The 18,737-nt window shown below is 47.1% G+C and carries 11 protein-coding genes; 8 read left to right on the top strand and 3 right to left on the bottom strand.

Annotation, left to right across the window (positions count from 1 at the left end):
* Positions 1–101 precede the first annotated feature (101 nt).
* Complete coding sequence (locus DFQ00_RS13480) at positions 102–2,219, top strand: TerD family protein (RefSeq protein ID WP_110897089.1); 2,118 nt, start codon at positions 102–104, stop codon at positions 2,217–2,219.
* A gap of 724 nt (positions 2,220–2,943) precedes the next feature.
* Positions 2,944–3,819 carry a hypothetical protein gene (locus tag DFQ00_RS13485; protein ID WP_110897003.1) on the top strand — a complete coding sequence of 292 codons (876 nt, stop codon included), beginning with the start codon at positions 2,944–2,946 and terminating at the stop codon, positions 3,817–3,819.
* 307 nt (positions 3,820–4,126) lie between these two features.
* Here DFQ00_RS13485 and DFQ00_RS13490 read toward each other — a convergent pair whose 3' ends face one another.
* Positions 4,127–5,776 carry an extracellular solute-binding protein gene (locus DFQ00_RS13490; RefSeq protein WP_244213832.1) on the bottom strand — a complete coding sequence of 550 codons (1,650 nt, stop codon included), beginning with the start codon at positions 5,774–5,776 and terminating at the stop codon, positions 4,127–4,129.
* 25 nt (positions 5,777–5,801) lie between these two features.
* Entirely contained in the window at positions 5,802–8,138 is a 2,337-nt protein-coding gene (locus DFQ00_RS13495; RefSeq protein WP_110897004.1) for an AraC family transcriptional regulator, read from the bottom strand.
* Between the two features lie 285 nt (positions 8,139–8,423).
* On the opposite strand from DFQ00_RS13495, the gene DFQ00_RS13500 reads away from it, so the two are divergent.
* The 4 genes from DFQ00_RS13500 (at position 8,424) to DFQ00_RS13515 (ending at position 13,405) form a co-directional block, all read left to right on the top strand.
* Positions 8,424–10,814: an S-layer homology domain-containing protein gene (locus DFQ00_RS13500; protein ID WP_425271024.1), complete on the top strand. Its 2,391-nt coding sequence runs from the start codon at positions 8,424–8,426 to the stop codon at positions 10,812–10,814.
* Between the two features lie 251 nt (positions 10,815–11,065).
* Positions 11,066–11,608: a hypothetical protein gene (locus DFQ00_RS13505; RefSeq protein WP_110897006.1), complete on the top strand. Its 543-nt coding sequence runs from the start codon at positions 11,066–11,068 to the stop codon at positions 11,606–11,608.
* 52 nt (positions 11,609–11,660) lie between these two features.
* Complete coding sequence (locus DFQ00_RS13510; RefSeq protein WP_208643782.1) at positions 11,661–12,218, top strand: hypothetical protein; 558 nt, start codon at positions 11,661–11,663, stop codon at positions 12,216–12,218.
* Between the two features lie 218 nt (positions 12,219–12,436).
* Positions 12,437–13,405, top strand: coding sequence for an SMI1/KNR4 family protein (locus DFQ00_RS13515; protein WP_110897008.1), 969 nt, complete (start codon positions 12,437–12,439; stop codon positions 13,403–13,405).
* Positions 13,406–13,584: 179 nt separating this feature from the next.
* Here the strand turns inward: DFQ00_RS13515 and DFQ00_RS13520 are convergent, their stop codons facing one another.
* A complete protein-coding gene (locus DFQ00_RS13520; RefSeq protein ID WP_110897009.1) occupies positions 13,585–14,082 on the bottom strand; it encodes a DinB family protein in 498 nt (165 codons plus the stop codon).
* A 167-nt stretch (positions 14,083–14,249) separates the two neighbouring features.
* Between DFQ00_RS13520 and DFQ00_RS13525 the strand changes: the two genes are divergently transcribed.
* Positions 14,250–15,413, top strand: coding sequence for a response regulator (locus DFQ00_RS13525; protein WP_110897010.1), 1,164 nt, complete (start codon positions 14,250–14,252; stop codon positions 15,411–15,413).
* Positions 15,414–15,460: 47 nt separating this feature from the next.
* Complete coding sequence (locus tag DFQ00_RS13530) at positions 15,461–18,574, top strand: hybrid sensor histidine kinase/response regulator (protein WP_244213833.1); 3,114 nt, start codon at positions 15,461–15,463, stop codon at positions 18,572–18,574.
* Positions 18,575–18,737 lie beyond the last annotated feature (163 nt).

The raw sequence follows: 18,737 nt of genomic DNA on the forward strand, positions 1-18,737 counted from the left end.
CTTTGATCATGAACAACAAAAATAACGATAATATCATGAACAGTAACACGAACCATTGGAATATCCATGTCGATCATCTTGTGGACTACAGCAATGTAAAAATGAACAGTATCTACGTCCGCAGAGCCGGCAAGCTTATGATTCAACCTGACGAACAGCGGCAGCATCGACTGCCTAATCAAGTGCTGGCAACCGCGCTCAAAAATATAGAGTCTCTCGGGTTTACCTTTTCTAGTGAGCTGCTGCAGGGCATGCGGACACTGTCCCGGGAGCAGTTTGAAGCGTTGGTGGAGCAACTTGTGAAAGACCTTAAAGTGATGGTCGGTGCCCATGTGGAGTACAAACCGATGTACGCGGGATTCCCGGAACAGGTCATGAACGAGCACGAAGCGGAGCTGTACTTGAATGCTATTTTTCATTATCTGACACATCTTACGATGGACGATTTTGAGCCTTCCGTTAGGGCTGCTGGTGAGCGATCTCCTTTGCTGGAGAAGAGGAAGCTGAAAGTCATTGACCTGGGAAGCAAGCCAGCGTTCCTGAAGCTGATTCGTCAGCTAATTGAAGCGAAGGGCTCCATCTCTGATACAGACAAGAAAGATATCCAGCGTGTGCTCAAGCATGCTGAGCCGAGTGATACCCAGGCCATACTGCCTGCAGAGATTCCGTTTAAGGAGAATGTCGGTTTTGTCGTTGCGGTGCTGTTGAAATATGAATTGGCAAGCATAGAACGCATCGGGTCTTATTTTAAAACGGCAAGCGATGTGCTCCGACTCGCGGTATCCTGGTCGGAGGGGGACGTCAGTCTGGCTACCGCCACGCCTTTTCGTAAATTCAAACGCCGTGAGCGCCGCCTGCTCCTCGGCTTGCTGGAGCAATGCGGCTTCATCACGGAGGATATGCTGCGCTACAAGGATCGCTGGATTCGGCTTGGGGAAATTTTGCACCCATCCGAATACAAGCTTCGGTATCCGCGGAGCCAGGCGGCTTTTGATATCCTGCGAAACAACAAGCCGTTCTCAACCTTCAACGGTAGCGTGGAATTAGCATTCCAGTACCGTAATATCTGGAGCCTGATCGACCTGTTATCCCAGCGTCCGGGTGAGTTCGCGCGAAAGCTGGATCATATGCTGCGCATCACAGAGGATGAAGAATATGTATTGCTGGCCTTTGGCGAGGTCGCTGCACAGGTATCCACGCCCGTGTTATTACAGGTGAGGCGGCATTTCGCCCAGCGAAATGAAGCGTCAGATCTGAGGGTCTTTTTCCCGAAAGGCCATGTGGCGAAGGCCTTTGGCATCCCGAATGAGCTGCCTATGGTGAGCGAGGCGGTCTGTCAGGAAGTGGTGCAGCTCTGTGAGCAGGCGTTGATCACGCGATTTGCTGAATTCCCTTCACTTGGCAAGACGTATGTGGATGAACGGTTGCAGAGCTATCTGGTTCCTTTTTCACAACGATCTGCGAGCAAAGCCTTACGAACCATTGTGAGAGGAAGCCGCATCCCGATGGGGGAGGGAGATACGATTCGTTTCTTCAGCTGGTGGAAGGAGGGCGAGGTGGACGGTACACCTACAGGGCGTGTCGATATTGACCTATCGGCGGTAATGTATGACGAGCACTGGAATTACGTTGAGCATATCTCGTACACGAATCTGCGGTCTGTAAAATATAAGGCTGTCCATAGCGGTGATATAGTGACTGCGCCTTATGGGGCGAGTGAGTTTATTGATCTGCATATGCCGTCCATTGTGAATTATGGCGGGCGTTATGTGGTGACGACACTGCACTCCTTCACCAGCCATCCGTATTGCAACTTGCCGGAATGTTTTGCAGGCTGGATGATGCGCAAGAAGCCCGGCTCGGGCGAAATCTATGAGCCATCCACGGTTGAGAACAAGATTGACATCACCGCAGATACGCAGATTGCCATTCCCGTTATTCTGGATTTGGTGGAACGCACGATCATCTGGACCGATCTGGCTTTGAAGAGATACCCGGACTACTACAATAATGTAGAGGGGCATCAGAAAGGTATTGTGCTGATGGGCAGAGCGATGACGACCTTACGCAAACCCGATTTGTACGACTTGTTTTTGCTGCACGCGAAGGCGAGAGGTGAACTGGTGGACACGAAGGAGCAGGCTGACACCATCTATGCCGTCGATGAAGGGGTAACGCCGTATGATATTGAGCAGATTATGGCGGAATATCTGGCTTGAACGGTGTGCGGTGTGGTATGGATGGGAGCGAAGTGGTTGTATCTGTAGTTATAGAGAGTATAGTGAGCGGTGAGTAGGGCGTATGGAGTGTACGAAGTATACGTGTGGAAGCATGTAGACAGATAGGAAAGAGCAGCCATTGGTCTGCTCTTTTTTGGCGGGCTCAGAAGTTATCAAGGAACCGAACAAGAGGTTCGCTTGATTGACGATGAGTTCCATTTTATAGTAACCTTGGCGTGCCTCTAGGGGGGGTACTGTCTTCTCCAAAGGAGTGATCTATGATGAACAAAAACACAGGTCAACATGCGAGAGCGATTTCAAAGGCAGAATCATGTATAGACGTAAGCATAGACGCGAGTATAAATACAAGCGTGGATTCCATTCTCGGCCAGTATGCATTTTAACGAGTAATCCACTTGTTTAAGAACCTAACGATTATGAGAAGTGCTACTTGTTTTTAGTATGAGATCGTCATTCACATGGGTTATATGGGTGATTATTACTTTCTAATCAGAGGTAATGTTTACAGTCTGTAGTAGCATGTTTATAGTACTTTATTCTTAAATTTCATCTCACTTTATAATGGATAAATTTAGGATGTTAGAATCATGATTTATAGTTTTCCTTTTGATACAGTGTTAAATGTTGTTTTAAAAGCAGGTTTTTTCATCAGGAGTCATTATTTTTAGATGAGTTTATGATGAATGAATTGGAGGAATTAATTATGAAATTGCGCAAGTCATTATTACTGGTATTAATAATTTGTTTATCTTTCTCAAATGTCGCACTAGCTGCTGATGGTTTTCCATCTCAAGGGATAGACTCCAGCTCGTCTGCGGGGCAAAGCCCTGGAAATATTGAACACGAGGATGAGGATACATTAAATGAATACCTAAGAGAGAATGGTTACCCAGAAAGTATAATTAACCTTCTTATAGTTGAGCAGAAAAAAGAATTGGTTAACGACGGTGCAGTTTATGTGGGCAGCAAGACAGCAAAGGACAACATTACAGACTTAGATGATAAAGCAGGTTCAATTAGTCTTCAAGCTCTACAAGATACGAATTTTTCTCATACACTTGTTGTTAGCCGTATAAGAACTGCCACTAAAGGAATAGCGCAGTTTACAGTGAATTATAACTGGAATTGGAAGTATACTCCCTCATTCTCAAGGGTGGATAAGTACGGGCTGGCATGGAACAATAACTATTCCGTGGTAAATAATTCTGCAAAACATTGGTACAAGTTAATATATTATACGGATAAAAAGAATACATCCGGAGGTGTAACACAATCGGGATATGAGACGATTCAACCTGGTACAGGAATTGGATGGAATGTAAACTTGGTGAGTAGAGGTCTTCAACAAGAGCATCAGGGAGCAGCTTCTATGACACTTCAAGTAGGGCATGATAATAGTGGTAATAAGATTACAAGTTCTATGGTGGGAAATTATTTTCATAAAAGGCTTGCTGTAACTGACCCTGAATTCACGTTTTCTAAAGAGCCTTCAGTTTCTATAGGCATAGGATCTAGTTATGATGAAGCAAGACCTACTTCGTACACATGGACATGGACACAGTCTGATTTTCTAAAATGAGAGGGTTGGGATTATGACAGACGCACCTTGGATTCTAGCTATAGTTGCTGTATTTAGTTATTTATTTATTCATTTTTTCTCGAAAGTTATTAATCCTCAAGCTTCAGCAAAGAATATAATTTGGGCTAGTATCAGTTTTGCAATTATTGTTGTTCTGATATTTTGTATGAATATACTGCTTCTAACATAACACAATTAAAGCTATTAATATTGTTTCGTATGTTTAAGATGTAATGAGCTAGTGACGCGCTATTTGCGCGTTTTTGGCGTTTCGGCATCACTGTAGTTCGGTTTGCTTTTTTCTTTGTTACTGCGTGTGACTGAGTGCATTCGCTTCATTCACCACTTCTGCACCGCCCGCGGACATAAACTCCTGTACGAACTCTTCGAATTCACTGAGCGGTCGCTCGCCTGTAATAAACGCAATATAGGCTTTGTTTTTTAATCGGATCAACGAATCCCCATATTTAGCCAGAGCGGGTGTAGCGACCTCCAGCGCATTATAAATGCCGTCCTGATCGAGGTGTAGCGTAGCGGCCCATTGCTCACGCTCTCCCGTCTCTTTCAGCGGAACGGTCATGCCGATATTGGCTCCAATCGTATTCTGATATCCGAACATGGTGTCATAGGGCGGCATGATGACGATGTTACGGGGCTCGGTGGGTGTCCACACCCAGTGTTTATTTTGCACGCCGTAGGTCATGCTCGCCGCTTTATCTGGATCAGGACTTGCACTAACCTCATCTAAAATGCGCAAAATCAACTCCAGCTTGCCCGGCTCTTTAACCGCATCAGCGCCAATTGCTGTGAAGCTCATTAACATGTCGTTCCCTTTGGAGCCGCGTTGTCCGTGTGGTCCTGCAAACGGCCTGCCCAATACAACTCGCGCATCTGGGAACTTGGCTGTTAGCTCTTTGACATTAAATGCAGCTTGTACTGGACTTTTCACCAGATGCCCTTCACGATCAGCGCGCCAATCCTCATAATCGCCATCCTGAATCCAGTGGTAGTAGTTGCCCATCGAGGTCATCCCGATTTTACCGTTGATGAACGCATGAGACAGATGTTTGTACCCGCCTTTATTCTCGCCCGTCACAAATTCAGGATCAATGACGCCGTCTTTGTACCATTTACGCAGGTAGGCCAGCGCCTCCTTCATCTCGGGGTCCAGCGCACCGATAACCTTCTTTCCGTCCTTTGTTCCAAAGTACAGCTGATCGGCAAAAACAATCTGACCGAAGGCTCCAAACAGCACGTTCATGCCTTCGCTGGACAAGCCATACGTATCCTGAATGCCGTTGCCATCTGGATCATCGAAGGTAAAGGCATAGATGACCTTCTCGAACTCCGCCAGTGTCTGCGGAACGGGCAAGCCCAGCTTATCCAGCCAATCCTGCCGATACACCACAGGGGTACGGTAAATGTTCGTAGGATTAATTACGGGAATGCCGTAATATTTACCGTCAATCACTCCTGCCTTTTCGTAAGCCGGAGCTTGTTCGTGGATGATACGCATGAGGTTCGGAGCATAATCGTTCAGCGTCTTCACCGGAATTTCGGCAAGAACCCCTTGCTGCTGGTACTTCAATAGATCCTGCGGTTGCCGGATGCGAAACAGGTCAGGGATGCTGCCTTGAGCCAGCTTCATGTCGAGAAGGGACTCGTATTTATTGTTTTCCATATTCCAGATGTCCACATCCACACCGAATTGTTCTTCGATCTGCTTCAACATCTCGGCATCTTGTGGAACAGGAAGATTCTGATGCATCGTCCAGGAGATATGGGTTATGGATTGTTTCGAAAGAGGGGATAAAGTGCTGCCTTCCTGCGATTCAACCTTGGCGGTGGCTCCGTTCAGCAGATTACATCCGCCAAGAATAACGCCCAGCATCGTCAGCAGTGCTGTAGTGAGGAACGCGCGATAGCGATAATTCACCTTCATCTGCTGTATCTTCATCTTCCTCCCACCCTCCTTCTCATGCTCATGATCTGGCCTCGGATATCGTTGCCGAAGAGAGACTGCGTACATAATTGCCTGGTGTACAGCCATACATTTCCTTGAATCGTTTAATAAAATAAGCCGTTGTGCCGTATCCGACCGAGCTTGCAACCCGGTCGATCGTCATGTTGTTATTTTCGATCAGATGTTTAGCCTGCTCCATCCGCCGGGATGTTACATAGTCGGTGTAGGTGACACCCATCTCTTCCTTAAAGAGCTTGCTCAAATATTTGGGACTGAGGAATACTTTGGTGCCAACCGCCTCAAGGGAGAGGTCTTCGGACAGGTTAGCCTCAATATATTGCTTCGCCAGCTCAATGGTCGAGATGGCCCGATCACTGTTGCGATTCTCCGTCTCCTCCATAAATGTAGTAATGGAGTCGGTCAGCCATCTACGGTACGCCAGAATATCATGCATATTTGTATATTCGTGATACAGGTCAGGATGCCCGAACTGTAGGGGGTGCTTGTAGCGCACGTTCTTGGCTACATCAGAATAGATAAATACCATATTCGACAAGATGAAGTGGCAATAATCAGCGGGATACTTTCCTTCCCGCATATGCTCAATCACCTGAACCATGGTGTCTGTCGCTTCACCAAGCTGTCTGCTCTGAAGCTTGTCCCTGAATCTCGCAAGCAGATGTTGGGGAATCTCTTCCAGACTGTGTTCCCGCTCAAGCAGAGAATCATCTTTGAGAATAGACACCTCGGGCAGGAAATACGCATATTTCATCAGTGTCTGTGCTTCGTTGAAGCTTAGATGGATATCTCGAATGTCCTTAACCCAGCAGCCTGTAGACAGCTGAATGTCCGGCTGCTGCAGTTGGCGTGTCTCTGCGAGCAGCAGCTGCGAGAATTTGTCTAATAATGCTTCTGAAGCTACATCGGTACAGAGTATGACCGCAAGCCTTTTGTCAGGAAGTTCTTCCACAATCAGGCGGCTATCTTGCAGCGAGAGGCATTCCAGTCCATGCATTAATCTGGCAATGGCCTCAGGGGAAGCGAGCGCTCCTTTCGCAACAGACGCTCCTGTATTCATCAGCATACAGCAATAGTCAGCGTACAGTCTGGCGATGCCAAGAGCAGCTCGTTCCTCTTTCCAGGGACGTTGTTCCGGGTTACCCTGCAGCAGGTTAAGCACTGCTTTGTGCCGGACCGCCGGGCTGTTCGCCATCATCGTCTCTTCGAGGTTGTTCACCTTATCCTTGAGATGAAGAAATGCATTGTCGATCAGGCTGAATTCATTCGTTACCTCGTTCGGGGTGCCAACAGATAGATCCTTGATTCGACCCACCAGACGTTTAATTGGACTGTAGTTAGCCCGGACAAGCACAGCGGATAAGATCAGCCCAATACAAAGCGCGGCTAAACAGATCCCGAGAATAAGCTTCTGGATCAATATGGATTGCTCATAGTAGTAGCTGGACGGGGTTGCACTGTAGATGGTCCACCCGGTTGATGGTAACGTCTGATAAGATACAACATAAGGTGCATCACCAATCTTCTCATCAAAGCTGCCCTTGCCATGCCCTAGCTCAAGAACTTTGCTAAGGCTTGCTGCGTATATGTCAGCTTGCCCGGAGCTTTGTTGCTGTAACCTGCTGACCGCATGTCCAGCCGCGTTCACGATCACGGTATGCTGGTACCGGGAGGGCATCATATTTTCAACAATCGTATGGATTGCATCTTCCTTGACATCAATGGCAATGATGACATCACTGGTTTCCCCTGTAGAGCGGAATGGATAGCTGTGCGCATACGTAAACAAGTCATTGGTACTCTCACTCGTCTGGCTGGAGAAGATGTCCTTTGGAATATGACGCGCTGGCGTCCAGAGACTGTTATGTTTGCTGGTGCGCATCTCCTGAAGCCAGTCTGCATAATAAACAGACCCTTCACTCCGGTCCGCGTTATAACGCAGCCCATAGAGAGAAGAGAGCATAATATTACGTGCTGGATAATAGAGATGGATGCCTTGCACGATATCGGTGTTTGCGGCCACCTTGGCTTTAAGCAGCTCTTGCAGGTCTAACACCTGATTTAATCCATTTCGATCTGACTGGTCTGCAAAAAGGCGAATATTCGCTGATTTATCAAGAGACAGGTCAACATATAGCTGCTGTACTCGCTTTAGTACCGTTCCTTCAATAGTACGTGCTGTATTTTCAAGAATCAGCTGATTCTTATTTCTTAATTCTTCATTGTAGCTGCGTGAGAAATAGATATAGAAAAATGAGCAGATCAGCAGCACAATGACGATTACGATTGAACCATAGGAAAGGGCTAGTCCAGCCCATGCGGAGCTCCATTTTTTCATCATGCATTCCTCCCGGCCCAAATTATACACTACTCGATTTCAGTAAGGTTCACGATTTATATTAACTTAGTGTAAAATGTTGAGGATTTATGATATTGCGTCGAAATTGATACAATGACGAAATTGTTTTATTGCTGGTTTTACGGGCTGAATGCTACATTGAGACCGAACCGAGACCAACTATTAAACGATGGGAGTCGACATGATTTGAAAACAAAAGCTAAAAACACAAACGCAAAAAGATTGTTCACTGCTGCTCTAGGTTTGGTCGTTCTGACAAGTTCCATGGCACCAGGGGCTGCGCTTGCGGCACAGAATAACGATACCGTGGTTTTACCGAAACAACCGGCATGGGGGTACTTCGTAGACACGTACAAAAATAACAAACCGAACAATATGACTGTAAACAGCAATCCGGCGATTGGCACGCTATCCAAGTTCCTCGATCTGTGGACACCCGGAAGTGCGTGGGATAATGGTACGAAACTGAACAGTGCCGTGCTGGACTACAACATTGATTATGTTGCACAGCGTGCCAAAACACGCTCCAAAGCGGACGAGGATGCCGCCTATTATACAGACCGTACGAATCAATCCTATGGCGCAGTAGAGGGTCTGGGGAAACTGGCTGGCGTATATCGCGAGAAGTCAGGCACGTTTACTTCTATTACAAGTATTCCGGCGGATGCAGCAACAACCAAGTATTCGGATAAAAATGATTCGAATAAAGCAGGGGATTCCAACTCTGAGCTGGGTAAAATGGTCGATCTGATCGGCAAAGTTCGTGGTGATTATGCCTCAACTCAACAGGCAAAAATGTTCTACCAATATAAGCGACCGTTCCGCTGGCAGGGTGAAGCTCTGATCGTGCCGTCGCTGGTTGCTGTGAAGAGCAGCAAGCCGGAAACGGATGGTGGATTCCCGAGCGGTCACACGAATGCATCCTATCTTGCAGCCATTGCTCTGGCTTACGCTGTACCTGAACGCTATCAGGAGCTTATGACTCGCGCTTCAGAAATGGGTGATGACCGAATCGTAGCAGGTATGCACTCCCCTCTGGATGTGATGGGTGGCCGTGTGCTGGCTACAGCATTTGCAGCATCCGCACTGAATGATCCAGACAACAAAGAGCTGAAAGAGCAAGCATATGCTCAGGCGCATGATATTCTTTTGAAAGAGACGGGTACGAGTAAGGATCGCTTCACAGATTATGCTCGCAACAAATCGGAATACACACAGCGCTTGACGTATGGCTTCCCGCAGATCGGCTCCACAACTGAGGCCGTGCAAGTGCCTAAAGGTGCGGAAGTGCTGCTGGAGACAAGACAGCCTTACCTGAACGATCAGCAACGTCGCGCGGTACTGGCAACAACGGGTATTGCATCAGGTTATCCGGTGCTGGATGATCCTGAAGGCTGGGGACGTCTGAACCTGTTTGCTGCGGCAGATGGATACGGCGCATTTAACACAGATGTCACTGTAGTTATGGATGCGGCTAAAGGTGGATTTAACGCTAAGGATGCTTGGCGTAATGATATCGCTGGTACAGGCAAGCTGACTAAAGAAGGCAGCGGCGCACTGCATCTGCAAGGTAACAATACGTATTCCGGAGGTACTGAAGTTAAGGCAGGTACGCTGGAAGGTGATTCAGCAAATGCATTCGGTGCTGGTTCGGTTATGAATAATGGCGGTACGGTTGCAGAAAATGTAGAGGGTCAATGGAACATTAAAGGTGACTTCACTCAGGCCTCCAGTGGTACGTTGGAGCTGAATGTTAGCACTGCAAGTGACGTGCTGGATGTCAAAGGTGCTGTGAATGCAGACGGTAAGCTGCAAGTGAATTTTGACAACAACTATGTTCCTGCACAAGGCACAATGACACTGATCAGCTTCGGTGCGAACAAACTGAACGGTAAATTTGCATCGGTGGATGTGAAAGGTTTGCCAAGCCAATATACAACGGAGGTTGTATATCAGAATGACCGTGTTGCCCTTTCTGTTAAGGATACTACAAATCCAGGTCCAGTAACGACCAATCCGTTCAAATCAGATGTTGCCAGCCAGGATCATGTATTAAAAAACGTAAATGCGGCGATTGAAGCAACCCAAAATGAGCAGCTGACAATGAGTGATATTTCCACACACTGGGCTAACCAAAACATCAACGCTGCATTGAAGCTGCGTGTTATTAACGGATATGAGAACGGTACGTTTAAACCGAATGCATCCGTAACACGCGCTGAATTCACAGCGATGATTGCCCGTGCACTTGGTCTGGAGGAGAACAAAGCAGCAAATCGCTTCAAGGATACCAATACAAGCTGGGCTGCTGGATACATCGGTACATTGGCAGATAAAGGTGTGATTGGCGGATATGCAGATGGCTCCTTCAAGCCGAATGCAACGATCACACGTGCCGAGATGGTTACCATCATCTCTCGTGTACTTGATCTGAATACACTTGCAACAGGCAGCAAGATTGATTTCAGAGACGTAAAATCGGACAACTGGGCTGCTCAAGCGATTGAACTGGCTTCCTCCGCGAAGCTGGTGAATGGATTGACGGATTCCGAGTTTGTACCTAACGGCAAATCTACTCGTGCTGAAGCGGTAACGATCATTATCCGTGCATTGGAAAGTGACAGCACGATCAAGTCCTTGATTGCAGGACTGTAAGTGAACAAGAATACCGGGGAAGTTCGTATATACGAGCTGTCTCGGTTTTTTTGTTGGAAAAGTATTCATTCTGTTTGGCGTTGAAGATTACAGCTTGATTAAAATTGGTTATATTACCATTTAAGAGTGTTGGAATAAGAGAATATATAGATTTAGAATTTTTAACAAAAATAATATAAACATAGTATTGAATTGATGGGAAAAAATAGTATTATGAAAATGTAGATGAAAAATATGAGGAGGTAATAATAATGAAAAAGATTGTTTTGTTACTACTTGTTTTTCTATTTATCCTTCCGCTTAATGCCCTTGCGCTGGATAGTGATGTTAGTGAAGTTAAACCAGAGGTTGAAGTTACAGAAGATTTCACATCGCTTCCTAAAAGTATTATGGTTGAAGGTGATTATGTATGTGTTGATGATAATACAATGTTCAAAGCAGTTAATGGCGAGGTAACGCCACTAGCTACTTGTTCTGGAGATGGAGGATATGCTCGTTTAGATCCGGCATTCGGCCCTGGCGGTGCAGTTAGATGGGAAGTAAATCCTCGATTTTCCACAGTACACTTTTTTACAGGTACATTGGTAATATCAAGATATATAAATGGTCTCCCCACACCATATGATACTGAGACGATATCTTGTACAGGCGCATTAGGATCATCGTGTGGTGGTACTGTAAATTTAGGTTTGCCAAATGGCACTTATAGTGTATCTATGCTTGGTTCGGCAAGAGATGCTTCGGGCCTCTTTGGATGGGTAGTACCACCATGCAGTATAGGATTGAGTATTTGATATGGCATTCTCACGTAACCATAAGAAGTTAAACGTAAGTAACTTTTGCCCTATGGACTTGAACTTCCTTTTATATATGGAAAATATTTATGAATGCTATAATCAAGAGAAAGAAATATTCCCAGGTAAATCTTTGATTTCAAATCACCGAGAATTATTGGAGTATGACAGCTTTAAGGAAAATTTAAACCTATGTTGGGATGCAATTGTTAAGGAGTATGAACAACACCAATTCAAGGACAACCCCTTGGGAAACATCCATTTTAGAGATGAGTATAACAGCTTGTTGCGAAGGGACTCAGATCCTCATACATTCGAAACAGTATGGAATGCTTTTTCCTTGTGGTGGTGGTCTGAATTCGGTGTTAAGACCTACATGGAGAGATACTCTGATCTATTTATTCCAGACCTTGCTGAGCAAATATGGGAAGGGCTCTACGACAGGCACATTGAAGTTGATGACGATAGTTCACTGTATGTCATGTTATTGTTTAAACAACCTGTTATGATAATTCCTAAAAGTTCAAATAAACTATACTTCTCAAGTATCAATGACTTTGTGCATAAAAAGGAGGAGATTGTTTGTAACGTGATTGATCTGTTTGCTTAACCTGAAGATCAACGTTACATATGAGGCGAGTACATAAAATGCCGTCGAAAAAATAATATGAATTTCGGGCAGTCTGACGAGTGTATAACACATGGTCGGGCTGCTTTTTGATATTCACTGCTCAAAGCTTCAAATTCCTTCTTCGCTGGAGAAGCGGTTCAGTATAGTGGTATAATTTTCAATACATAATGATGAGATGAAAGAACGGAGGCACAATGATGAACGAAGAGCTGTTGGAGCAACTGGAAGCTTGGCATGAAGAGGATGAATACGAGAAGATTGTACATGCGGTGCAGGAGATTCCGGCGGAAGAGAGAGACTATGAGCTGGTGAATCATTTGGGCCGGGCACTGAACAATCTGGAACGATATGAGGAAGCCATAGAGCAGTTTCTGACCGTTGCGGACGAGGGTGAGGATGATCCGCTGTGGCAGTACCGAATTGGCCTGGCCTACTATTATTTGGAGCAGTATGACAAGGCAGAGCAGGCGTTCGAGCGCTCCGATGAGCTGGAGCCAGGAGATGAAGACACGCTAGAGTTTCTGGAGTGGATTCGTAATCAGGACGAGCAGGACGAAGCAGAGCACGAGGGCATCGTTGAAGAAGGGGCGCAGGATGACGAGTTGCCGAAAGAGAACGCTGATGAGCCGCGTGCGATGATCGCATCGGTACCCGCCGTTTCTTCCGATCCAGCACCTGTATTCGGTGAGTTCTGGAATGACAGTGAGCTGGCATTGGAGCAGTATGTGTCTGAGCCACCAAGTGACGGCTTGATTGAATCTGTAGAGGAGCAGCTTGTATTCCGTCTGCCAGCCTCTTACATTGAGATGATGAAGGAACATAACGGCGGTATTCCGTACAACCGCTTTTTCCCTGTGACGAACGAGGCATCTGGAGAAGCTGGGTATATTGAAATCGAAGGTATACTGGGCATTGGCCGCGAGAAGCGCCATTCCCTGTGTGGTGAAGAGGGTAGCTGGATTGTGATTGAACGAGATCGTTATCCCGAGATTGGGGTGATCATCGCCAAAGCGCCAGCAGAAGCCGGGGTTGTCATGCTGGACTACCGTTCCTCTGGCAATGATGGTGAACCAGAAGTGGTCTATGTAGACAAGGCAGAGCGTCACGTGACGCTGCTCGCTCCTAATTTTGAAACCTTTATTCAGGGCTTAATGCGTCCAGAGTAGTCGGCAAAATAATTCGTACAACCAAGAAGCCGCAAGGAGTAAATCCTTTGCGGCTTCTTGGTTGCATAATAACATATATGGGATGCATTCGTTAGCGAGCTGCACTCCATGATTGTAAACCTGTATTCGTGGATTCTGCCCGTCCTGAGAAGCCCTGCATGCTGGGCTTTTATGCCGGTTTATGCAGGGTATCCGCCGCCTGGAGGCGGCCATGCGCCATAGAAACGACGAAGCAGTACAATCTCTCCCAGATGATATGAGTTGTGGGAAGCGATGTTACGCAGTAACCCCCCCTTTGTTTCCCCTGGGAAATGCAGCAATGGATCATTCAGCTGCGCCGTCTCTGCGATCGAGACTGCCAGATCAATGCCGCTCAGGAAGGCCCGGATATCCTCCTGCCAAGCGGCTTCATCCTGCGGTCCTGTCTCAACAGGCCAGCTCTCGCTCGCACTTGCGGGCATTTGCGGTTTGCGTCCCTCCACATGTGCCAGCATGAATTGCTGCCAGTAGTGCATATGCTTCACCAGTTGATATATGGTATATGGCATCGCCTCATGTGTACGTCCCGCAAGCTCTACATCAATATCAGGCAGAGCCTTGGCAATACGAATATGTCCCCTCTCACCGACCAAGGCATTTACAAGGGCTTTTCCAAAACTTTGATTCACATCTGACATCATTGATCTTCCTCTCTGTAAGAACAGGTCTTTGGCCTGTCGTCATATCTATTATACAATTAAATTGCGATAAATTGAAAAGTGGAAACACAAACCATATTTCGTAAGGGCCTATGATATAATAGTGAAAATAAAATCAAGACCTCCGGGTCGGGGAGGAAGCTCCTGTGAACGTCATATTGGTGGATGATGAACGTCTTGCATTGATCGGACTGGAAAAGATGCTAGAAAAGGAAGTTAGCGATATTCAGATTGTTGCCAGCTATATGAATCCGACAGAGGTGATTGCCGGTGTGATGCTGCATCAGCCGGATGTCGTCTTCCTGGATATCCACATGCCAGAAATAGATGGAATGGACCTGGGGCGGCAGATTCAGAAGGCTGTGCCAGGTACTGAAATTATTTTTGTCACAAGCTACGATCAATATGCAGTTCATGCCTTTGAACTTCAGGCATTAGATTATGTCATGAAGCCTGTGCAGAAGGAACGTCTCAAGCAGACGCTGCAACGTGTGCGGGAGAAGCTCGCTCTTCGGCGTGAACAGCGGATGATGAATACGGAAGCTCCCTTGATCTGCTGCTTTAATCAGATAAGCTTCAAACTACCTGGCAAGGAGGCGCAAGTTGCCAAGTGGCGTACCAGCAAAGCGCAGGAATTGTTTGCTTATCTGCTGCATCATCGGAATCAGATTATTCATCGCAGTGCATTGCTGGATCTGCTGTGGCCAGGGACAGAAGAAGAGAAGGTCGCACATCAGCTTTATACGACGATGTATCATGTCCGTCAGACCTTGAAGACTTGCGGCATGGAGACGATCAGCATTCAAAGTGCCCATCTGGAAGCAGGTTACAAGCTGGAGCTGGGAGATGCGCGTCTCGATAGCGAGCAATGGGAGCAGGAGATGAAAGCCTGGAAGGAAGTGCAGCCCGAGACGGTTCAGGCGTATGAGCAGTCGTTGTATCGTTACACAGGCACATATTTGGGGCGGTACGATTACATGTGGGCTGAACCGGAGCGTGAAAGACTACGTTATCTGTGGTTGTACTATATGAGGCAGCTTAATCTGTATTATCTCAAGCATGGTCAGAATGACCGGGCAATAGAGAACATCCAGCAGATTCAACAGATGCTGCCTGACGACGAGGAAAGCTACTTCATGCTGATGAAGCTCTACGACGAGATGCAGCACAAGCTTGGTGTAGAGGAACAATATCGGCTTGTAACGAGCAGAATGGAGCAGGAGCTGGGTATCCCGATTAGTGAAGAGGTCCAACACTGGTATCGTGATTGGAAACGAGGAATCGCGAAGGCGGGACAACATACGAGATGAACATAAAGAATAAAGGAGTGCTCAGGCGCTTCTACTACATATGGATAATGCTGATTATCTTTGCTGTGCTGTTAGGCATGCGATGGATGTGGATGCAGTTCTTTCCAACCCTGAACGAGCATCGTGCTGTGAATGGGGTTATGGATCTGCGAGGCGTGGATCTGCAGCAGATGCCGGTTATGTATTTGAACGGGGAATGGGAGTTGTATCCGAATGAACTGCTGACGAGCCAGCAGCTTGCAGATCAAGGTGAGGGAGCGAAGGGTAGCGTTGTGCAGGTTCCTGGGGATTGGAGGAATATACTCAAGCCAGACGGGGGAGACTCGCTTGGTTATGCGACATATCGATTGCGTATTCTGATTGATCCGCTTCAGGAACCGGTGGCCTTCTGGTTCAAGAGCATCGCCAGCTCATCCGAGATCGAGCTCAACGGAGAGACGGTTTCTGTTAGAGGTTCGGTATCGGCTGATGCATACAACTATGTGCCGCGTAATATCCCGTTTACGCCAGTTTTTGATCAGGAAGGCACGACAGTTATAGAGGTGCTCGTTCGTGTGGCTAATTATGATAGTCCGTACAGCGGTGGCATCACCAAGTCGGTTCGGTTTGGTTCCCAAAATGCCATTGATTATGTTCACTGGTACTCCATCGGTTTTCAGTTGGCTATCTTTCTGGTATTACTGTTACATGGCATGTATGCTTTCATTCTGTATACCTTCAATCCGCAAGAGCGATCCTTATTGGTTGCGGGCATATTAACCTTATCCGTTGGCATCGGTGTGATGGCCGGTCATGACAACGTGTTCATGCTTTGGTTCCCAATCAACTATACCTGGGGAATTAAAATTCGTCTGATCTGTCTATTTTTGCAAAATGCCTGCATCGTACTGCTGTTTCAAAGGCTGGCCGGAATCAAGGCGCATCCTCGATGGCTTCAGTGGTATGGGGCGGTTCTGGTCGCTTATATCGCCGTTATTGTTGCGATGCCGATCCACATACTGTATTCGATGCTTCATTACAAGCTGCTTAGTGTTTTCTTCGTAGTAACCGGGTTGTGGCTGCTTTATATTATCGGTTCAATGATCTTTCGCAATCAGGGGGATCGGGATATCATTTTCTTACTTCTAACGGCAGGCGGTATTCTGTCCAATCTGTTCTGGAGTTCTTTCGAAACTTCAGCGAACGGTACAACCGTGTATTACCCCATTGATATCGTGTTCGCGATTACCGGATTTTCGGCCTATTGGTTCAAAAAATATTTCAGAAATGCCCGCGAGAATATGGAGTTGAACCAGGCGCTGCAGAAGGGAGACAAGATCAAGGATCAGTTTCTGGCGAATACGTCTCATGAACTGCGAACACCACTTCACGGCATCATCAACATTGCGCATAATGTCGTTAACCGAGAGAAGAACAAGCTGGATGCCCGTAGTGTGGAGGACATGGAGCTCCTGATTACCATTGGGCGGCGCATGTCTCATCTGCTTAGCGATTTGCTGGATGTTGTCAGGTTGAAGGAGCATCGCATTACACTGCAGCCCGCTGCTGTATCCGTGCAATCTGCCGTACCTGGCATCATGGCGATGCTGTCATACATGATTGAACGCAAACCGGTTCAGCTTCAGATGCATATTGAGGATGGCTTTCCTCAGGTGCTGGCGGATGAGAAGCGGCTGGTGCAGATTATGTATAATTTGCTGCATAACGCGCTCAAGCATACCGCCGAGGGTGCCATTACGGTAAGTGCCGAGCTTCGTGATGGCCATGCACTTATTCATGTTGCTGACACAGGCACAGGTATGGACGTAGCAACGCAAGAGCGAATTTTTCTTCCCTATGAGCAGGGCTCTTATGATGAACGGGATAGTCAAGGCATCGGGCTGGGTTTGAATATCTGTAAACAGCTTGTTGAGCTGCATGGTGGATCACTGTCCGTTCGTTCAGTGCCGGGCGAAGGCTCTGTGTTTAGCTTTGATCTGCCGCTGGCTCAGTCAATTGACCAGGAAGCTGCATCTCCATTGGGGTCACAGCTTGCTGCTGCGTGGGATCAAGGCACTGCCGACATAACCGAGGAGACGTTAAACGCATTTTTATTACAGCATGCTGCTTCAGATCGTACAGAATTCGCGGTTGCGGAGGATGTGCCATCTCTTTTGCCAGCAGGCAAGTCATTCATTCTCGCTGTGGATGATGATCCGGTTAACCTGGAGGTGCTGGTCAGCATTCTTTCGAATGAGCCATGCCTGATCACCACCGCTCGCTCAGGGCAGGAAGCGCTGGAACTATTAAATACACGTCAGTGGGATCTAATGATTACCGATGTAATGATGCCGTATATGTCAGGATACGAGTTAACCCGGAAAGTGCGGGAGCAATATTCCATGTCAGAGCTTCCTGTGCTGCTGCTCACGGCTCGAAGTCAGCCGCCAGACATTTATACCGGATTTGCGTCCGGGGCCAATGATTATATTACGAAACCGGTGGATGCCGTAGAGCTGAAGTATCGCATACGTGCCTTGACGATGCTGAACAAGTCCATTCAGGAGCGACTACGAATGGAAGCGGCCTATTTGCAGGCACAGATTCAGCCTCATTTTCTGTTTAATACGCTGAATTCACTGATGGTGCTAAGTGATATAGATACGGAGCATATGCGTAAGCTGGGTGAAGCCTTCTCCTCTTACCTTCGCATCAGCTTTAACTACCTTAACACCGGGGAGTTAGTGAAGCTGTCCCACGAGCTGGAGCTCGTTGAGGCATACCTGTTTATTGAGAAAACTCGCTTCGAAGACCGGCTGTCTGTCATGTTGGATATTGAGCCCGGTCTCCAGTTACGCTTGCCCCCTCTGTCTATTCAGCCACTGGTTGAGAATGCTGTCAAACATGGTTTGTTAAGCCGGCATGCAGGCGGAACGATCTGTTTGACGATTAGCAGAGGTCAGGGATACACCCGAATTGAGGTTAAGGATAACGGCAAAGGCATGTCGCCGGAGCAGGTTGCTGCCTTGCAGGAAGCTTCGTGGAACAGCAAGGGCGGGATCGGCATTGCCAACACAAACCGCAGATTGCTGCAGCGCTATGGTCGCGGATTAACTATTGTGAGCGAACTGGGTGAAGGCACGATGGTTTCTTTTGATGTTCCAGACGGTGAAGTAGATTAGCGGTGTATGTTCAAGTGATTGTACGGATAACCTGAGGACATGAGGTATGGAAGGCTAAACAAAAAGGGCTGTTGAAGTCAAACTTCCAGCCTTTTTGTGCTGTCTGAGTAGGAGATAACCGTTTCCTGGATTTTAATTATTTCTAATGACTCTTTCATATGTT

Origin of the sequence: Paenibacillus barcinonensis, assembly GCF_003217495.1 — a bacterium.
Lineage (GTDB): Bacteria > Bacillota > Bacilli > Paenibacillales > Paenibacillaceae > Paenibacillus > Paenibacillus barcinonensis.

Excerpts from the sequence above, each read along its gene's own strand:
- DFQ00_RS13530 (WP_244213833.1), top strand. The coding sequence starts at position 15,461 with ATGCTGATTATCTTTGCTGTGCTGTTAGGCATGCGATGGATGTGGATG.
- DFQ00_RS13480 (WP_110897089.1), top strand. The coding sequence starts at position 102 with ATGAACAGTATCTACGTCCGCAGAGCCGGCAAGCTTATGATTCAACCT.
- DFQ00_RS13505 (WP_110897006.1), top strand. The coding sequence starts at position 11,066 with ATGAAAAAGATTGTTTTGTTACTACTTGTTTTTCTATTTATCCTTCCG.
- DFQ00_RS13515 (WP_110897008.1), top strand. The coding sequence starts at position 12,437 with ATGAACGAAGAGCTGTTGGAGCAACTGGAAGCTTGGCATGAAGAGGAT.
- DFQ00_RS13520 (WP_110897009.1), bottom strand. The coding sequence starts at position 14,082 with ATGTCAGATGTGAATCAAAGTTTTGGAAAAGCCCTTGTAAATGCCTTG.
- DFQ00_RS13500 (WP_425271024.1), top strand. The coding sequence starts at position 8,424 with ATGGCACCAGGGGCTGCGCTTGCGGCACAGAATAACGATACCGTGGTT.
- DFQ00_RS13495 (WP_110897004.1), bottom strand. The coding sequence starts at position 8,138 with ATGAAAAAATGGAGCTCCGCATGGGCTGGACTAGCCCTTTCCTATGGT.
- DFQ00_RS13485 (WP_110897003.1), top strand. The coding sequence starts at position 2,944 with ATGAAATTGCGCAAGTCATTATTACTGGTATTAATAATTTGTTTATCT.
- DFQ00_RS13490 (WP_244213832.1), bottom strand. The coding sequence starts at position 5,776 with ATGAAGATACAGCAGATGAAGGTGAATTATCGCTATCGCGCGTTCCTC.
- DFQ00_RS13510 (WP_208643782.1), top strand. The coding sequence starts at position 11,661 with ATGGACTTGAACTTCCTTTTATATATGGAAAATATTTATGAATGCTAT.